Source organism: Bordetella genomosp. 7 (assembly GCF_002261415.1).
Taxonomy (GTDB): Bacteria; Pseudomonadota; Gammaproteobacteria; order Burkholderiales; family Burkholderiaceae_B; genus Bordetella_A.
The window spans coordinates 24883-42107 of sequence record NZ_NEVI01000016.1; the positions used below are offsets into that span (position 1 = coordinate 24883).

Below are 17225 nucleotides of genomic sequence, written 5' to 3' on the forward strand. Positions count from 1 at the left end.
CCGCCTGCTGACCCGCTCCGCTACCGACGGTCAGGCGTTCTCGCGCGCGGCGCGGCGACGCTCGTGCTCCTGCAAGTGACGCTTGCGCAGGCGGATCGATTTGGGCGTGATCTCGACCAGTTCATCGTCGTCGATGAACTCGACTGCGTACTCCAGCGTGAGCTGGATGGGCGGAACCAGGCGCACCGCCTCGTCGGTGCCGGACGCACGGATGTTGGTGAGCTGCTTGCCCTTGATGGGGTTGACCACCAGGTCGTTATCGCGGCTGTGTATGCCGATGATCATGCCTTCGTACAGCGCTTCGCCGGGGCTGACAAACATGCGGCCGCGGTCCTGGAGCTTCCAGAGCGCATAGGCCACGGCTTCGCCATTGTCCTGGCTGATCAGCACGCCATTACGGCGCTCGCCGATCGACCCTTCGCGCACCGGCGCGTACTCGTGGAATATGTGGCTCATGAGGCCGGTGCCGCGAGTCAGCGTCAGGAACTCATTCTGGAACCCGATCAGGCCGCGCGCCGGAATCAGGTATTCGAGCCGGGTGCGGCCACGGCCGTCGGGCTGCATATCCTGCAGGTCGCCCTTGCGGCGCCCGAGCTCTTCCATCACCCCGCCCTGATGGGCGTCTTCTACGTCAACGGTAAGGGCTTCGAAAGGCTCGCACTTGACGCCGTCGATGTCCTTGAACACCACCCGGGGCCGCGAAACGGCCAATTCATAGCCTTCGCGGCGCATGGTTTCGAGCAGGATGGTCAGGTGCAGTTCGCCGCGGCCGGAGACCTCGAACACCGTATCGTCGCCGGTGTCGCGCACCCGCAGGGCCACATTGGACTTCAGCTCGCGCTCGAGGCGATCGCGCAGCTGACGGCTGGTGACGAACTTGCCTTCACGGCCCGCCAGCGGCGACGTGTTCACCATGAAGTTCATCGTGAGCGTCGGCTCGTCGATGCGCAGCATGGGAAATGGCTCGGGCTTGGCCGGGTCCATCACGGTGCACCCGATGCCGATGTCTTCGATGCCGTTGATGAGCACAATGTCGCCGGCTTCCGCCTCAGACACGACTTCGCGCTCGAGCCCCTTGAACTTCAGCACCTGGTTGATGCGGCCCTTGCCCGCATCGCCTTCGGGGCCGAACTGGAACGCCACGTCCATTCCGGGGCGGATGCGCCCGCGATTGATGCGGCCCACGCCGATCTTGCCGACGTAGCTGTTGTAGTCCAGCGAGATGATCTGCATTTGCAGAGGGCCGTCCGGGTCGTCTTCGCGTTGCGGCACATGTTCGAGAATCGCCTCGAACAAATGCCGCATGTCGCCTTCGCGCACATCCGGCGTCGGGCCGGCGTAGCCGGACAGGCCCGATGCGTACACCACGGGAAAGTCCAGCTGTTCTTCCGTGGCCCCGAGCTTGTCGAACAGGTCGAACGTCGCGTTGATGACGTAGTCGGGCCGCGCGCCCGGCCGGTCGATCTTGTTGACCACCACAATAGGCTTGAGCCCCAGGCCCAGCGCCTTGCGTGTGACGAAGATGGTCTGCGGCATGGGGCCTTCGACGGCATCGACCAGCAACAGCACGCCGTCGACCATGGAAAGCACGCGCTCGACCTCGCCGCCGAAGTCGGCGTGCCCCGGCGTATCGATGATGTTGATATGGGTGCCCTGATATTCCACGGCGCAGTTCTTGGCCAGGATGGTGATGCCGCGCTCTTTTTCGAGATCGTTCGAGTCCATCACCCGTTCGGTAACGGCCTGGTTTTCGCGGAAAGTGCCGGATTGGCGCAGCAGCTGGTCAACCAGGGTGGTCTTGCCGTGGTCGACGTGGGCGATGATGGCGACGTTGCGCAGGGCGCGAGTCATAGCGGGTCCTTTAAGGTCTGTTTGGGGGGCAGCAAGCCCTCCGGCAATTCGGTCAACGCAAGCAACGCCTGCGCAGGGTCGGTCATGGCCTGCAAGGCCTCGATCGTGACGGCGCGATCCAGCGAAAACGGCCCGACGAGCGTGCGCCGCAGCGCCGACAGGTGGGCATAGCAGCCCAGCGCTCGCCCGATGTCCTGGGCCAGCGTGCGTATATAGGTGCCCTTGCTGCAGGCGACATCGATCTCGGCGCAATTGCCGCGCAACTGCACCAGCTCGATACGATACAAGGTGACCTGGCGCGGCGGGCGTTCGAGTTCAATGCCTTGCCGGGCGTACTCGTACAGCGGCTTGCCATCGCGCTTGAGCGCCGAATACATCGGCGGCACCTGCTCGATGGCGCCCTGGAAACGTGACAATACCTCGCGCAGCGCGGCTTCGGTAACACTGTAACCCTCCGCGGCCCGCGCCACCACATGGCCGGTGAGATCGCCGGAATCGGTTTCCTCGCCAAACTGCAAAGTGGCACGGTAGGCCTTGTCGGCGTCGAGCATCGCGCCGGAGATTTTCGTGGCGCGACCGAAGCAGCACACCAGCAGCCCGGTGGCGAAAGGGTCCAGCGTGCCGGTATGCCCCGCTTTCGCCGCGTCGACAGTGCGCCGGGCGCGCTGCAGGGCGTGATTGCTCGACAAACCCACAGGCTTGTCGAGCAACAGGACACCGTCGAGCGCAAGCCCGCGTCGTTTAGCCATCGTCGAATCCGGAAAAAAAAAGCAGCGACGACAGCCGGTCAGCGCTGGTCTTCAGGTTCGTCGGGCTCGTGCGGGACCGGGCCGGAACGATTGGCCCGGTCGATGAGCGCCGACATTTCGATGCCGCGGGCGACCTGTGCGTCGTGTACAAAGCGCAGGGTGGGCACCGTGTGGATATGCAGCAACTTGTAGAGCTGCGAATGCAGCCAGCCGGCCTTTTCGTTGAGCAGCGCGGCGGCGGTGTCGGGCTCGGCGCCCAACACCGTGAAATAAACTTTGGCGTGCGCGTAGTCGGCAGACAACTCGACGCCGGACAACGTGATCAGGCCGGCCCGCGATACATCCAGCTCGCGCTGGATGAGGCCGGCCAGGTCTTTCTGGATCTGGTCGGCCAGCCGCAGGTTGCGGCCGGGGATGGATTTGGACTTGTGACGACTCATGAACGACCCGGAAACGCCGCCCCTTACAGGGAGCGGGCGATCTCCTTGATTTCAAAGATTTCCAGCTGGTCGCCCACCTGGATGTCATTGCTGCCGCGCAGCGTCAGGCCGCAATCGAAGCCGGACTTGACCTCTTTGACGTCGTCCTTGAAGCGGCGCAGCGAATCGAGGTGGCCGGTCCAGTGCACGACGTTGTTGCGCAGCAGGCGGACTTGCGAATCGCGGCGAACCAAGCCGTCGAGCACCATGCAGCCCGCAACGTTGCCGATACGCGAAATGGAGTAGACCTCGCGCACTTCGACCAGGCCGATGACCTCTTCTTTTTTCTCGGGCGCCAGCATGCCCGACATGGCCGCCTTCACTTCATCCACGGCGTCGTAGATGATGTTGTAGTAGCGCAGGTCGATGCCATTGGATTCGGCCAGCTTCTTGGCGCTTTGCTCGGCGCGGACGTTAAAGCCGATGACCACGGCATTGGAGGCGATGGCAAGGTTGACGTCGCTTTCGGAAATGCCGCCCACGGCCGCATGCACCACTTGCACGCGCACTTCGTCGGTGGACAGTTTGGTAAGCGAAGCCACCAGCGCTTCCTGCGAGCCCTGAACGTCGGTCTTGACGATGAGCGGCAGGGTTTGCATGCCCTCGCCCAGGTTGTCGAACATGGACTCGAGCTTGGCAGCCTGCTGACGGGCCAGCTTGACGTCGCGGAACTTGCCTTGGCGGAACAGCGCGATTTCGCGGGCCTTGCGCTCGTCGGCCAGGGCGATGAGCTCGTCGCCGGCAGCCGGCACCTCGGTCAGGCCCTGGATCTCGACGGGGATCGACGGCCCGGCTTCCTGGACCTGCTTGCCGGTCTCGTCGAGCATGGCGCGCACGCGGCCGAAGCTGGCGCCCGCCAGCACGACATCGCCGCGCTTGAGCGTGCCGCTTTGCACCAGGATGGTGGCCACGGGGCCGCGCCCCTTGTCGAGCCTGGCTTCGATGACCAGCCCCTTGGCCGGCGCGTCGATCGGCGCCTTGAGCTCGAGGATTTCGGCCTGCAGCAGCACGTTTTCGAGCAGGTCGTCGATACCGGTGCCCGTCTTGGCGGAAACCGGCACGAACGGCACGTCGCCGCCGTATTCTTCGGGCACGACTTCTTCGGCCACCAGTTCCTGCTTGACGCGGTCGGGGTTGGCTTCGGGCTTGTCGATCTTGTTGATTGCCACGACCAGCGGCACGCCGCCGGCCTTGGCATGGTGAATGGCTTCGCGGGTTTGCGGCATGACGCCATCATCGGCGGCCACCACCAGGATGACGATGTCGGTTGCCTTGGCGCCGCGCGCCCGCATGGCGGTAAACGCTTCGTGACCCGGGGTGTCGAGGAAGGTGACAACGCCACGCTCGGTTTCGACGTGGTACGCGCCGATGTGCTGCGTGATGCCGCCGGCTTCGCCCGAGGCCACCTTGGAGCGGCGGATGAAGTCGAGCAGCGAGGTCTTGCCGTGGTCGACGTGGCCCATGACGGTAACCACGGGCGCGCGCGGCAGGGATTCGGCTTCGGCAACGCCCGGCGTTTCGTCGAGGAAGGCTTCGGGGTCGTCGAGCTTGGCCGCAATAGCCACGTGCCCGAGCTCTTCGACCACGATCATCGCGGTTTCCTGGTCGAGCACCTGGTTGATGGTTACCATCTGGCCCAGCTTCATCAACTGCTTGATGACCTCGGCGGCCTTGACGGACATCTTGTGCGCCAGGTCGGCCACGCTGATGGTTTCGGGCACGTGTACTTCGCGCGCAATGAATTCCTGCGGCGCGGCCTCGTGACGGCGGTCGGCCTGCTGGTTGCGGCTGTTGCGGCCACCCTTGCCGCCCTTGCCGCCGGCGCGCCAGCCGTCGCGGGAAGGAGCGCCCGACTTGGTGTCGGCCGGCTTCTTGCGGGAAGCATCATCGCTCCAGGTGGAGGCGACTTCGGCGGTCTTGATGGTTTTCTTGGATCCGACCGCACCCGGCTTGGCGTCTTTCTTGGCGCCCGGCGTGGTTGCCTTGCCGGCCGGCTTGTGCAGCGTGCCGGACAGGGCCGCGGCAGGCGCCTCGGGTTCGGGCGCACGCAGGACCTTGCGCGGACGGTTCAGCATTTCGCGCAACGCGGCGGCTTCGGCTTCGGCCGCGCGGCGAGCCTGCTCGCGGGCGGCGGTATCGGGCGCAGGCGCCGCGGCCGCCGGCGTGGCGGCAGGACGGCCAGCCGTGGGGCGGCCATCCGTGGGGCGGCCTTCCGTGGGGCGGCCTGCTGCAGGACGGCCCTCTGGACGGCCACCTGCAGGGCGGCTCGGCGCGGGCGCCGCTGCCGGGGATTCGGATTTTGCTGCGGCCGGCTCGGACTTGACCGGGGCGGCTTGCGCAGGGGATTCAGTAGCGGTATCGATTTCGGCTTGCACAGCAGGTTGCGGCGAGGCCGGCTCGGCCTCGCGCTCGGCGACGGGCTCGGCTTCAGCGGGCGGCGCGGGTTCGGCCGGAGCTTCTGCCGGCTGGGCCGCCGGTTCGGGTTGGGGCTCAGGCTGGGCCTGGGCCGCGGGGGCAGGAGCAGGCTCGGCGGCCGGTTCCTGGTCTTGTGCCGCAGGCGCGGACGGGGCCGGCGCGGCGGGTTCGGGCGCTGGCTGCACTGCGGCGGGCGCGGGGACGGCCGGCTCGACGGGCGCGGCCGGGGCCTCGGGCACAGCCGGCGCCGCCTCGGCACGCGCCTGTTCGAGGGCGAGCTCGGAAGGATCGCGCTTGACGAACACGCGCTTCTTGCGGACTTCGACCTGAATGGTGCGCGAACGGCCGGTGGCATCGGCCTGGCGGATTTCGGAGGTCTGGCGACGCGTCAAGGTGATCTTCTTGCCCTCGGTCGCGCCATGGGCGCGGCGCAGCGAGTCGAGCAACTTCGCCTTGTCGCTGTCGGTAACCGCGTCGTCTACCGAGTTGAGGTCAACGCCAGCCGCACGCAGCTGCTCCAGCAGCACGTTGGCAGGCATTTTCAGCTCGGTAGCGAACTGGGCGACAGTATTACTCGACATTAGGCTATCTTCCCTCTATATGCAGCGATTACAACAACGGTACGCGGGCGGCGTTACCGCCCTTGCACCTGGTTCGGCACCCGCCTGGTTATTCTTCATCGAACCAGTGGGCCCGGGCGCGCATGATCAGCTCGCTGGACTGCTGCTCGTCGAGGCCGGAAATTTCGGCAAGCTCGTCGGCGGCCAGCTCGGCCAGGTCATCGCGCGTCAGCACTTGCCGTTCCGCCAGCTTGGAAGCCAGTTCCGGCGTCATGCCTTCGAGTTCGAGCAAGTCTTGTGCCGTTTCAAGGCGCTCTTCCTGGGCGATGGCCTCGGTAAGTAACGCATTGCGGGCGCGAGAGCGCAGCTCGTTGATGGTGTCTTCGTCGAACGCCTCGATTTCCAGCAGTTCCTGCATGGGAACGTAGGCGATTTCCTCGATACCGGTGAAGCCCTCGTCGATGAGAATGTCGGCGACTTCTTCGTCGACGTCGAGCTTGTTCATGAACGTGGCGCGCAGGTCGGCGCGCTCGGCCTCCTGGCGGCTGAGGCTTTCTTCCGGCGTCATGATGTTGATCTGCCAGCCGGTGAGTTCGGACGCCAGGCGCACGTTCTGGCCCTTGGCGCCAATGGCCTTGGGCAGGTTTTCTTCGTCGACCACCACGTCCATGGCGTGCTTGTCTTCGTCGACCACGATCGACTCGACATTGGCCGGCGCCAGCGCGCCGATGACGAACTGGGCAGGGTCTTCGGACCACAGCACGATGTCGACCTGTTCGCCGCCGAGCTCGTTGCGCACCGCGGTAACACGCGAACCCCGCATGCCTACGCAGGTGCCGATGGGATCGATGCGCTTGTCATAGGCAACGACGGCGATCTTGGCCCGTACGCCGGGATCACGCGCGGCGGCCTTGATCTCGAGCAGCCCCTGTTCGATTTCCGGCACTTCGTTTTCGAACAATTGGCGGATGAATTCGGGCGACGTGCGCGAGAGAATGACCTGCTGCCCCCGGGCGGCGTGGTCCACGCGCAGCACGTAGGCGCGCAGGCGGTCGCCGACCCGGAAGTTTTCCTTGGGGATCATTTCGGAACGCGGCAGGCGGGCTTCGATCTTGCCGGTTTCAACAATGATGTCGCCCTTGTCCATGCGCTTGATCGTGCCGGAGATGATGGTCTCGCCACGGTCAAGGAAGTCGTTGAGCACCTGCTCGCGCTCGGCATCGCGGATTTTCTGCAGGATGGCCTGCTTGGCGGCCTGCGCACCGATACGGCCGAACTCGATGGGCTCGAGGGGTTCCTCGATGTATTCGCCGACCTGGATATTGGGCACCAGCTCGCATGCATCAGACAGCAATTCCTGCCTGTCGGGTTCCTGCAGGCCGGCCTCGTCGGGCACCACCAGCCACCGGCGAAAGCCCTCGTGGCTGCCGGTTTCACGGTCGATGGCGACGCGGATATCGGCGTCTTCCTTGAAGCGTTTTTTCATGGCCGAAGCCAGCGCGCTTTCAAGCGCCCCGAAAACCACTTCGCGCGTGACGTTTTTTTCACGCGCCAAGGCATCGACCAACAGAAGAATTTCGCGACTCATCGCTTTTTGCCCTTGAAATCCAGAACGGGATCCAGCTTGGCACGCTCGACATCGGCGAGCGTGAAGTTCAAGACCTGGATGTCGTCTTTTTTTGCCTCGAATTCGAGACCGAATACGGCCTGCGTGTCGGCGCCCGCGCCGCTGTCGGCCTCGGGCACGGACAGGATGCCGGTGAACACCTTGCGGCCGTCCAGCGGCTGACGCAGCTTGATTTCGATACGCTCGCCCGCGAATCGGCGGAACTCGGCCTCGGTGCGCAACGGGCGATCGACGCCCGGCGAGCCGACCTCGAGACGCTTGTAGTCGATGTTTTCGACTTCGTAGACGCGCGACAACTGCCGCGACACTTGTTCGCAGTCTTCGATGCGCACCCCGCCGGCCTTGTCGATGGTGACGCGCAACAAGCCGAGCGCGGCACGTTCGACGTCGACCAGTTCGACGTCCATTCCGGCTAGCGCCTCTTGGGTCAATGCGTATAAATCAGCCATACACTCAAAAAAAATGGGCTGCAAACCCAGCCCACCGTATTGCCCGGCACCCGGGCAGGGCCTTCTGCGGGACGACCCGCCGGAAAACCCCACCACCGGGCCCGAGCCCAAATATTGCGACCTTTTGTTCCTGCGCGCGGGCCGTAGCAGCCGCCCGGGGCGACCTGGTCGCGAACCTGGCAAACCGCAAAGCCACCACATCAAGCCACGTCGCACGCCAGGCATGCGCCGCTTTTACACGCCGCCACCCGCACCGGACGCCACACGGGCACGCCCGTGCGATGGCCCCACGCCATGAAAACCAGCAATTTTACCAGATTACCGGGAAAATTGCCTGCTAGCTCACGGGTTTACAGCCAGATTCTGCGGGCCCGCGCGCCTGCAAGGCCAGGCCGCGCGGCTTAACGGCCGCCGCGCCCGCGCGAACCGCCCAGAAATCCCAGGCGGGACTCGTGCGCCGAGGCGCTCTTGGGCTGCCAATCGTCGCCCTTGGCCGAGCTGCGCTTGGCGCGCGCCTTGCCGCCCTGGGCCTTGGCGCTGCCGCGCCCTGCCCCCGGCTGACCGTTGCGCCCCACGGGCCCGGCAGGCTTGCCGGGCTTGCCGGGTTTGCCGGGGCCGCTCTTGCGCGGCGCGGCTGCGGCAGGCGCCGTTCCCGCCACGACCGCGGCTGCGGCTGCGTCCGGGCCGACTGCCTTGCCCGGCCGCCGCGGCTTGCCATTCTTGGGCGTCTTGGGCCCTGCGGGCCGGGCGCCACCCGCCTTGGCTGCGCCGCTCTTGCCCGGCTTGCCGCCCTTGCCGCCCTTGCCGCGCCCGGCGTCCTTGCCCAGCGGATGGCCATTGGCGTAGCCGCCCGTGATCATCAGGCCGGTGCCGAATGGATCGGACGGCGAAGACGCCACAGCGCCCGGACTGCCCGCGCGGCCGCCCTGCAGCTTGCCGCGCCGGCCGATGCGCGCGCCGTTCATGCCATTGCGTTCCAGCGTGCCAAAGCCCGGCGGCAGCGCACTGTCGTGAGAGCGCGGCTGGCGCACCCGTCCGCCGTCGGCATCGTCGTCGTCGCGCAACAGGCCAAGCTGCACCATCAGGGCGGTGACCAGCTTGGAGTCGAGCTCTTCCCAGCGGCCACGGCGCAATGTACGCGGCAGTACCAGATCGCCGAAACGGGTACGGATCAATCGGCTGACGGTGACGCCCACGGCTTCGAACATGCGACGGACTTCGCGGTTGCGGCCTTCCTGGAGAGTGACGCGATACCAGCGGTTGCTGCCGTCGCCGCCCAGGTAGTCAAGCGTGCCGAACGCGGCCATGCCGTCTTCGAGCTGAATGCCTTCGACCAGGGACTTGCGCGTCGCGTCGTCCATTTCGCCGAGCACCCGCACCGCGTATTCGCGTTCGGTGCCATAGCGCGGATGCATGATGCGGTTGGCCATGTCGCCCGAGGTGGTGAAAATGAGCAGGCCTTCGGTATTGAGATCCAGGCGCCCGACAGAGAGCCATTTGCCGGTGCGCAATTTGGGCAGCCGGGCAAAGACGCTGGCCCTGCCGGCAGGGTCGTCGTGGCTGACGATTTCGCCCGCAGGTTTGTGATACAGGATGACACGAGGCGGCTTGCGGGTGTTGGGACGCACGATGGGCTTGCCATTGACACGAACCACATCCGACGGCCCCACCCGCTGGCCTATGTGGGCCGGCTCGCCATTGACCGATACGCGCCCGGCAGTGATCAGTTCTTCCATTTCGCGGCGCGAGCCCATGCCGGCATCGGCCAGGACCTTGTGCAGCTTGGGCATGGCCGCATCGCTGTTCAGATATTTGCCCAGACGTTGCTCGATGCGCGCGGCCTGATCGAGAAAAGACAAAGCCTGTTCGGCCTCGTGCTCGGACCCGCGGTTATCGCCCTGGGGGCCGGCCGCGCGCGCCTCGGCCGGCGCGTCATTGCCGCCCGGCTCAGGGGCGCCGGCCGCCGCGCCGGCAGCGTCCGCGCGCCGGCGGCGAAACGGCGTGCGCAGCTTGCGGCCGCGCCCGCGGGCATTACCGTTTTCCGCGGCTTCGCCGGCGGCGGCGGACTCAGCCCCGTCCGGCCCTGCGTCGGAAACGGCCGGCGCCGCAGGAGCAGCCTGCGCAGTCACGCCGGGAACAGGAAAGTCATCTTCTTGCATCGTTGTATTCGTTGTCACAGAGACAGCTCCAGATTTCAAGCTTGCACCAGCCCGCCCTGGGCAGACCGGTCTTCATCAGGTGTTGAGGGGGCCTCGGGCGCCAGCGGCTGGGGAGCGGACGGCGGCACGTCGGGCCCCGATTCCCGAGGCGGGACCTCGGGTTCGGGATCTTGAGGGTCGACCTCGGGTTCGGGCGTCGGAGGTTCGACTTCGGGCTCGGGCGCCGGGGGATGTACGTCGGGCCCCGGCGCGGGAGGCTCGATCTCGGGCTGGGGGTCCACCGGCGTGATTTCGGGCTGGCTGGTTGCCGGCGCGATCTCGGGTTGATTGTCAGGCTGCGGCACTTCAGGGTGTTTGCCGGGTTGAGGCACCTGGTCCGACATGGGCGGCGGGATGTCTGGCACGTCGGCGGACGAGACGCCCGCCGCAGGATCGCCCGCCGCGGGATCGCCCGCCACGGGATCGCCCGCCGCGGGGCCGTCCGCGGTCGGGGCAGCCGCCACTGTGCTGCCTGCGTCGGGGCCATCCGCCAGCGCCTGGCCGTCCTGGGGCTGGCCGTCCGGCGTCTGGGCAGAAGGCGAAAGCGTGACTTCCGACCCTCCCAGATCCAGGCCTTCGAGGGCTGCGGCCGCCTGCGCGGTGTCCAGCGGCGGCAGCTCGTCGAGCGCACGCAAACCCAGATCGTCGAGAAACTGGCGCGTGGTGCCGAACAACGCGGGCCGGCCCGGCGCGTCGCGATGGCCGATCACTTCTATCCAGCCGCGATCTTCGAGGGTCTTGACGATCTGGGACGACACTGTCACGCCCCGGATGTCTTCGATATCGCCGCGAGTGACGGGTTGGCGCCAGGCCACGATGGCCAGCGTTTCCATGACGGCACGAGAATACTTTGGCGGCTTTTCGGGATTGAGGCGTTCCAGATAACGCTGCATGTGCGGCCGGCTCTGGAAGCGCCACCCCGAGGCCAGCTGCACCAGATCCATGCCGCGCTCGGCCCATTGCTGCTGCAGCGCCTGCAACAATGCCCGCAGCCGGTCATTGTCGAATTCCGGGTCATCGCCGAACAGCTTGCGCATTTCGGCCAGTTGCATCGGCTGGCTCGCGCATAGCAGCGCAACTTCCAGCACGCATATTGCCTCGCTATCGTTCATTGATTATCAGTCGGTTATTAATGGGCGAATTTGCGTCACGGATTCAAAAAAGATAAAATCTTTCTCTTCAGACGCGGGGTGGAGCAGTCTGGCAGCTCGTCGGGCTCATAACCCGAAGGTCGTAGGTTCAAATCCTGCCCCCGCAACCAAGCTTTCCGAAGGCCCGGCTCAACGCCGGGCCTTTTTGCTGGGCGTCGCGCCTGGCAGCCACCGCGAATGCCACGCCCGCCCGCGCACCACCGACCGCCCAACCCAATGATGGAAGCGGAGCATGCCGAAATGCGGACTTGCTTAATGTTCACAGTGTTCCTGCCAGAACGGCACGAGGGCGGCGCCAGCTGGCTGGCAACCTGAACCCGTACGATGCCGCGCTTATCAGTGCGCAGCGCCGCCGATGCGGCCAATGCTTATAAAAATGAACCTGAACCGCCTGGCGCCAGGGCAGAGGACGAAGATGCGGAAAACCCCTTGCCCCGAACAATAACCGCGCCCAGCCCGAAATAAGCAGGCTGGCTTGCGGCAACGCTGAGCCGACAATTCTTAGACGTATGGGACGACCATGCCGCCCCCATGAACGGCCGGCGCATAGGCGGCCTGCCAACCCGCACCACAACAACTTCGGCAAACCTTGAAACCGCCTGGGCGGAACCGCTGGCCGGAAGATCCGCGACGGCGCCAGCCGCTGCGGTGTTGCGCGCGCCCCGTCGTGCTAGCGTGGCATTGAATGCCCTGGCGCCATGGCTGCCTGTGGGCAGCGCCGGATGGGACGACGTTGGTCTTCATGAAGACAGTCAGTTGATTATACCTACAATGCCGGTGGCGACAAAGCACTGCGATGCCTTGCCCGCGCGCTGCGCCTACGCCGGCGCGTCCCAGGGCGTGGGCCCGAAGCGCTCGGCCAGGAAGTCGAGCATGGCCCGCAGCACCAGCGGCATCTGCCGGCGCGACGCATATACGCCATAGATGCCGAGTTCCTCGGGGGGAGTCTGGGCAAGCAGCGGCACCAGCCGCCCGGAGGCTATATCGTCGCCCACCAGGTACGTAGGCAGCAGCGCGATACCACTGCCCTGCACTGCCGTGCGCGCCAGCAATATGACGTCGTTGGCCGTGATGTTTCCACTGACCGGCACATCGATCCACGACCCATCGCGCTGGAACCGCCACAGACTCTTGCCATAGTGCGAATGGGTAAGGCAATTGTGCCTGGCCAGGTCTTCCGGCCGCGCCGGCGCGCCATGCGCGCTCAAGTACGAGGGCGCGGCGCACACCACCGACCGGCAAGGCGCCAGTTTGCGCGCGATGAGATTGGGATCGAGTTCATTGGTGATGCGCACCGCCAGATCGACTCGCTCTTCGACCAGATTGACGATGCGATCGATCAGCTGCAGGTGAACCGAGGCGCCCGGGTACCGGGCAACGAAGTCCGCCATTGCACTGCTGAGCTGCACCACGCCGAACGATAGGCTGGCGGTGATGCGCAGCTCGCCGCGCGGCTCGGTGTCCGGAGAGGTCGCGGCATGGCGGATTTCTCCTGCAAGGTCGAGCATGCTGCGACAGCGAGGCAAGGCATCGGAACCCGCGGGGGTAAGGCTGAGCCGGCGAGTGGTACGGTGCAGCAGCCGGGCCCCCACCCATTCTTCGAGCTCGGCCAGGTAGCGGGACACCATGGCCCGTGACATATCGAGATGCTGCGCCGCGGCGGACAGACTGCCGCGATCGACGACCTCGACGAACACCTGCATGGCTTTCAGGCGGTCCATGATTGTCTCTTTTCTGGCGGCGGTGCAGGCTTTATACCGTATTTCGGGTTGCGCGCCGACTTAACTTTGTTGTCTTAATGTGCGCTGGCGCCAGGCGGTTGGCGCAACGCCTGCCGCAGCGAAGCCTGCAAGACGCCGGGATCGAGGTCGCGCACGATGCACACCAGGCGCGATTGCGCCAGGCCCGCAGGCCAGCCTGCAAGCGGCTCGGGCGGATACAGGTCGCGATGCACGCCGTGCACCGCGCACGGCACAGACTCGCCCGCGAAGCCGATCACGCCCTTGATGCGCAGCAACCCCTGGTGATGCACCTGCTGGACTTGCGCCATGCCGGTCAGGAAGGCGGCGCGGCTGAGGACGTGCGGCAAATCGATTACGACCTGGCTGACCCGGGGATGACGGGACCCGCCGCTCAACCCGGCCAGGCCCGCCAGTCCGACGCTCCACGAGCCCCCTGCCACGCGCAAGGGCAGCGGTTCGCCAGGCGCCAGCCGGCGATCCAGCGCGGCATCGGGCCACTGCACGCACATGGCCACGCCGGGATGCACCTGCGCGACGGCGTCCAGCGCATGGGACAGCGCATCCTGGTCAACCAGATCCGGCTTGGCGCAAACGACCAGGTCCGCCAACGCGACCTGTTGGGCGGCTTCCGGCTGATCCAGAAGCTGGCGCGCGATATGGCTGGCATCCACCACCGCAAGCGTGCCGGCGTGGACGTATCGTTCCGCAAGAAACGGCTCGTGCCGCAAAGTGAACAGAATCGGCGCGGGAGAAGCCAGGCCCGTCGTTTCGATCAACACGCGGCGTAACGGTTTTATCTGCCGCCGCAGCGCCATCATGAAGAGGTCGCGCAAGGCATGGACCAGATCGCCATTGACGGTACAACAGATGCAGCCGCCCTCCAGCGCCACGATACGCGCATCGGCATGCCGCACCAGATGGTGGTCGACGCCGATCGTTCCGAATTCGTTGATGATGACCGCCGTGTCGGCGTATGCGGGATCCTTGACCAGGCGATTCAACAACGTGGTCTTGCCGCTACCCAGAAAACCGGTGAGCACAGTGACCCCGATGCGGCGATCGATACGTGGAGCGGCGGGCTGTTCAGACACGGAGGTGCGCCTCGCAAGGCAGCGCGATCACATGCCCGGCGGCCGACAGGCCGGCGTAATATGGCTGCGGAATGGAATTTGCAGACGGCAGCCGTGCCGCGATGGCGGCGTCGGCTTTATCCATTACACAAAAACCTAGGAGGGTACACATGGCATTGCATCATGCCCGCTCGGGCGAACTCATCGATATCCGCCCATTGGGCGCAGCCATCAAGAATACCCCCTCGCAGGCTTTGGTACGCGCTGACCAGCTGGAAGTGCTGCGCCTGAACCTGCCGGCCGGCGAATCGCTGCCTCCGCACGATATCGAGCACAGCGCCATCACCGTGCAATGCCTGGAGGGAGCGCTGGAACTGCGCGCGCACGGCACGGCGCGGCGCATGGAACCGGATACGCTGGTATACCTGGCGCCGGGCGTGGAGCACAGCGTTGTCGCGCTTGAGGATTGTTCGGTACTCGTGACGCTGTTCCTGGACCGGAGCTGATCGGGGCGGTTTGCCGGCTTGCCGCCCGCACGACGCGCCCAGCCGCCTACACCGGCTCGCTGCGCATAGGCGCGGACAGCCTGAGATTCAGGCGTTTGCCCAATCGGATTGCGGGCTGTTCCAACAGCCGCCAGGACAGCCAGCTGAGCGCGAACGTGGCCACACCGGCCGTGACCATGCCAAAAGCGTCACGCTTTCCCACCACGTGCCAGACGACCGGATGCAGCAGGTACACCGGATAGCTGAGGACGCCCAGCGTATGAGCGATTCTGGCCCATGCTCCGACCAGCGGCAGATAAGCCGACACCGCAGTCACGCAACACACCAGCGCCAGCAACGATATGCCGGTAAATCCTGTCAGCGCATCCGTTCTTGTCGCGCCCGATGACATCGCCAGCACGGCCAGACCGGATACAAACAGGAAGATCACGCCGGTTTTGCCGGGGCTTGCTCCGCCCGCATCCACATACTTGCCAATCAGCATGCCGAAAGCGAAATAGAACCCGAACGAACCGTACTGCGTGTACGACACCCAGTTTTCCGAGAACGTGCCCTGCGCCAGGACCATGTTCACGAAAGCTACCTGCGCCACCAGGAAAACCAGGCTACAGACGAGCGCGGCGCCCCACCCTGAACGAAACACTGCCAGCAGCAACGGGAAGATCGCGTAGAACACGAACTCGATCCCAAGAGACCAGGCGCCCGTCGCAATGCCCACCGCGCCCGGCTGGGTAACGCCAAAGGTTGGCAGCGACCCCAGGATGGTAGAAAGCGGCACGTCGAGACTCACACTCCTGCCGCTCGCCAGCCGCGCCAGCCAACGCAATAGCGGCACAACGATACCGATGGCCAGCAGAAGCGGGAATATGCGGAAGATGCGATTGACCAGATAGGGAACGAGATCGTGCAGCCGATCCATACGGGCTGAATAGGCCACGTACATGCTGGCGCCGCTGAGCACGAAGAAGGCGTATACGCCATAGGTGCCCAGGTTATAGAGATTCGCCGTCTTGCTCCATGCCAGGTAGTGGTAAACCATCACCCCGATGGCAAGGATGCCTCGCAGAAAATCGAAACCCAATATCCTTGCCGGTGCCCCCATGGCCGCCTCTGTCGCCGCGCGAAAGGCCGTATTCTAGAGCAGCAAGGCCGCGATACTTCATTGCGCGCGGTAGCTGCCCCGCCCAGGAACAGCCAGCGCAATGCATCGGAACGGGCATTGAGCAAAGCGCCGCAGAAGAAAAACCGCTGCAAAAAAGAAACTGGCGTTGCCCAAGATCAAAACATTTTTGTTTTGTTTACAAACTTTAATATTGTATAGCTACTTATCGAAACCACGCAGGGAAGGTAATGAAATACAGCGAGTTCAGGCGGTGGTTGCTGAAGCAGGGGTGACGCTACCCCCACAAATCAGGAAGCAGCCACTACAAAGCAACCCTAGGTGATCGAATGACAGTTTTCCCAGACCACGGCAGCAAAGAAATCGGTACTGGACTGGTGAGCAAGATCGAGAAAGACCTGGGCCTGAAGTGAGACGAGGTGGCCCAAAAGGGCCGCCTCCTTCCGCTGTATCTCTACCGCCCCGCACACAATGAGGAAACGGCATGTTGACCTACTGCTACACCTTGGCGCCCGACGATAACGGCACGCTGCTGATTTCATTCCCGGACGTACCGGAAGCAGCGGCCGTGACAGAGCGCGACCAAGACGCGGCACGCGAGGCGTTCGAGGGCCTGGAAGCTGCCCTACAAATGTATGTCGACGCACGCCGCCCTATTCCTATGCCCGCTGCCGTGGGCGATGGGAGCGTCACGCTCGGAGCCCTTGTTACCGCGAAGGTTCTGCTGTCGAACGAGATGGTCAACCAAGGCATCAGGAAAGCCGAACTGGCGCGCCGACTGGGCGTTCACATGCCGCAGGTGGACCGGCTGCTGGACTTGGCTCACGCCTCGAAGATCGAGGCTGTAGAGGCCGCCGTACAGCGGCTGGGCCGGCGGCTGGAAGTTTCCATGGCGTAGCACAATGGCGGCTTCACGGTGCCTGCCAACTCTGCACCAGCATCTCACGCCGCGGCACGCCAGCGCCCCCGCTCACGATGTGGCGGATACTCAGGGAGTGCACCGGAAAGCCGGCGAACACCTCTCGCATCTTTGGGTGGTCATTGAGGCTCAACAGCGCCTTGCCGTGCATGGTGCGCATGGCGTCGGCAAGCGCTTCGTATTCGAGTAGCGCGAATTCGACTTCGTACCCGGCCGTGCCCCAACATGACGCACAAAAAGAAAAACCGCCTCAGGGGCGGTTTGACTGTTTTCTTTAGCGGTTTTTGGCTCCCCGAGCAGGGCTCGAACCTGCGACCTGCGGATTAACAGTCCGTCGCTCTACCGACTGAGCTATCGGGGAACTGCAACTGCGCTAAAGAAGTGAGATT

The 17225-nt window shown here is 65.0% G+C and carries 14 protein-coding genes, 2 tRNA genes and 1 pseudogene; 4 read left to right on the forward strand and 13 right to left on the reverse strand.

The features are described from left to right. Window positions 1–30: 30 nt before the first annotated feature. The 8 genes from typA to scpB all read right to left on the reverse strand — a co-directional run bounded on the left by typA (window position 31) and on the right by scpB (window position 11440). The gene (gene typA, locus CAL18_RS10840) at window positions 31–1851 is read right to left on the reverse strand and encodes a translational GTPase TypA (protein WP_026638748.1); all 1821 of its coding nucleotides are present in this window, start codon (window positions 1849–1851) and stop codon (window positions 31–33) included. Further along, entirely contained in the window at window positions 1848–2600 is a 753-nt protein-coding gene (gene truB / locus CAL18_RS10845; RefSeq protein ID WP_026638749.1) for a tRNA pseudouridine(55) synthase TruB, read from the reverse strand. The genes typA and truB overlap by 4 nt, the downstream gene beginning before the upstream one ends. 38 nt (window positions 2601–2638) lie before the next feature. Continuing rightward, on the reverse strand, window positions 2639–3040 hold the full coding sequence (gene rbfA, locus CAL18_RS10850; protein ID WP_026638750.1) for a 30S ribosome-binding factor RbfA: 402 nt from the start codon (window positions 3038–3040) through the stop codon (window positions 2639–2641). Window positions 3041–3063: 23 nt separating this feature from the next. Further along, window positions 3064–6075 (reverse strand): translation initiation factor IF-2, encoded by a 3012-nt coding sequence (gene infB / locus CAL18_RS10855; RefSeq protein ID WP_094817845.1) that lies wholly within the window; start codon window positions 6073–6075, stop codon window positions 3064–3066. A gap of 88 nt (window positions 6076–6163) precedes the next feature. Further along, window positions 6164–7642, reverse strand: a complete 1479-nt coding sequence (nusA, locus tag CAL18_RS10860) for a transcription termination factor NusA (RefSeq protein ID WP_026638752.1) — start codon at window positions 7640–7642, stop codon at window positions 6164–6166. After that, window positions 7639–8130: a ribosome maturation factor RimP gene (rimP, locus tag CAL18_RS10865; RefSeq protein ID WP_026638753.1), complete on the reverse strand. Its 492-nt coding sequence runs from the start codon at window positions 8128–8130 to the stop codon at window positions 7639–7641. The genes nusA and rimP overlap by 4 nt, the downstream gene beginning before the upstream one ends. Before the next feature lie 401 nt (window positions 8131–8531). Next, complete coding sequence (gene rluB, locus CAL18_RS10870) at window positions 8532–10289, reverse strand: 23S rRNA pseudouridine(2605) synthase RluB (RefSeq protein WP_170940324.1); 1758 nt, start codon at window positions 10287–10289, stop codon at window positions 8532–8534. Window positions 10290–10324: 35 nt separating this feature from the next. Further along, window positions 10325–11440: an SMC-Scp complex subunit ScpB gene (scpB, locus tag CAL18_RS10875; protein ID WP_094817847.1), complete on the reverse strand. Its 1116-nt coding sequence runs from the start codon at window positions 11438–11440 to the stop codon at window positions 10325–10327. 72 nt (window positions 11441–11512) lie between these two features. Between scpB and CAL18_RS10880 the strand changes: the two genes are divergently transcribed. Continuing rightward, window positions 11513–11589, forward strand: a tRNA-Met gene (locus CAL18_RS10880). Window positions 11590–12297: 708 nt separating this feature from the next. Here the strand turns inward: CAL18_RS10880 and CAL18_RS10885 are convergent. Next, on the reverse strand, window positions 12298–13200 hold the full coding sequence (locus CAL18_RS10885; protein ID WP_094796793.1) for a LysR family transcriptional regulator: 903 nt from the start codon (window positions 13198–13200) through the stop codon (window positions 12298–12300). Between the two features lie 74 nt (window positions 13201–13274). Further along, window positions 13275–14312, reverse strand: coding sequence for a CobW family GTP-binding protein (locus tag CAL18_RS10890; protein WP_094817848.1), 1038 nt, complete (start codon window positions 14310–14312; stop codon window positions 13275–13277). Between the two features lie 149 nt (window positions 14313–14461). On the opposite strand from CAL18_RS10890, the gene CAL18_RS10895 reads away from it, so the two are divergent. Then, window positions 14462–14797, forward strand: coding sequence for a cupin domain-containing protein (locus CAL18_RS10895; RefSeq protein WP_026638758.1), 336 nt, complete (start codon window positions 14462–14464; stop codon window positions 14795–14797). A 46-nt stretch (window positions 14798–14843) separates the two neighbouring features. Here CAL18_RS10895 and CAL18_RS10900 read toward each other — a convergent pair whose 3' ends face one another. Further along, the gene (locus CAL18_RS10900) at window positions 14844–15878 is read right to left on the reverse strand and encodes an acyltransferase family protein (RefSeq protein WP_170940325.1); all 1035 of its coding nucleotides are present in this window, start codon (window positions 15876–15878) and stop codon (window positions 14844–14846) included. A 338-nt stretch (window positions 15879–16216) separates the two neighbouring features. On the opposite strand from CAL18_RS10900, the pseudogene CAL18_RS19845 reads away from it, so the two are divergent. Together CAL18_RS19845 and CAL18_RS10910 are read left to right on the forward strand one after the other, a co-directional pair. Then, window positions 16217–16330, forward strand: a pseudogene (locus CAL18_RS19845) (type II toxin-antitoxin system HicA family toxin); the annotation flags it as partial. Window positions 16331–16401: 71 nt separating this feature from the next. Then, complete coding sequence (locus CAL18_RS10910; protein WP_094796796.1) at window positions 16402–16815, forward strand: type II toxin-antitoxin system HicB family antitoxin; 414 nt, start codon at window positions 16402–16404, stop codon at window positions 16813–16815. A gap of 13 nt (window positions 16816–16828) precedes the next feature. On the opposite strand, the gene CAL18_RS19705 is transcribed toward CAL18_RS10910, so the two are convergent. Both CAL18_RS19705 and CAL18_RS10915 read right to left on the reverse strand, forming a co-directional pair. Beyond that, window positions 16829–16996 (reverse strand): hypothetical protein, encoded by a 168-nt coding sequence (locus CAL18_RS19705; protein WP_170940326.1) that lies wholly within the window; start codon window positions 16994–16996, stop codon window positions 16829–16831. A 125-nt stretch (window positions 16997–17121) separates the two neighbouring features. Then, window positions 17122–17197, reverse strand: a tRNA-Asn gene (locus CAL18_RS10915). Window positions 17198–17225 lie beyond the last annotated feature (28 nt).

What these genes read in the sequence shown, in the direction of transcription:
- typA (WP_026638748.1), bottom strand. Translation starts at nt 1,851, where the DNA reads ATGACTCGCGCCCTGCGCAACGTCGCCATCATCGCCCACGTCGACCAC.
- truB (WP_026638749.1), bottom strand. Translation starts at nt 2,600, where the DNA reads ATGGCTAAACGACGCGGGCTTGCGCTCGACGGTGTCCTGTTGCTCGAC.
- rbfA (WP_026638750.1), bottom strand. Translation starts at nt 3,040, where the DNA reads ATGAGTCGTCACAAGTCCAAATCCATCCCCGGCCGCAACCTGCGGCTG.
- infB (WP_094817845.1), bottom strand. Translation starts at nt 6,075, where the DNA reads ATGTCGAGTAATACTGTCGCCCAGTTCGCTACCGAGCTGAAAATGCCT.
- nusA (WP_026638752.1), bottom strand. Translation starts at nt 7,642, where the DNA reads ATGAGTCGCGAAATTCTTCTGTTGGTCGATGCCTTGGCGCGTGAAAAA.
- rimP (WP_026638753.1), bottom strand. Translation starts at nt 8,130, where the DNA reads ATGGCTGATTTATACGCATTGACCCAAGAGGCGCTAGCCGGAATGGAC.
- rluB (WP_170940324.1), bottom strand. Translation starts at nt 10,289, where the DNA reads ATGCAAGAAGATGACTTTCCTGTTCCCGGCGTGACTGCGCAGGCTGCT.
- scpB (WP_094817847.1), bottom strand. Translation starts at nt 11,440, where the DNA reads ATGAACGATAGCGAGGCAATATGCGTGCTGGAAGTTGCGCTGCTATGC.
- CAL18_RS10885 (WP_094796793.1), bottom strand. Translation starts at nt 13,200, where the DNA reads ATGGACCGCCTGAAAGCCATGCAGGTGTTCGTCGAGGTCGTCGATCGC.
- CAL18_RS10895 (WP_026638758.1), top strand. Translation starts at nt 14,462, where the DNA reads ATGGCATTGCATCATGCCCGCTCGGGCGAACTCATCGATATCCGCCCA.
- CAL18_RS10910 (WP_094796796.1), top strand. Translation starts at nt 16,402, where the DNA reads ATGTTGACCTACTGCTACACCTTGGCGCCCGACGATAACGGCACGCTG.
- CAL18_RS19705 (WP_170940326.1), bottom strand. Translation starts at nt 16,996, where the DNA reads ATGCGCACCATGCACGGCAAGGCGCTGTTGAGCCTCAATGACCACCCA.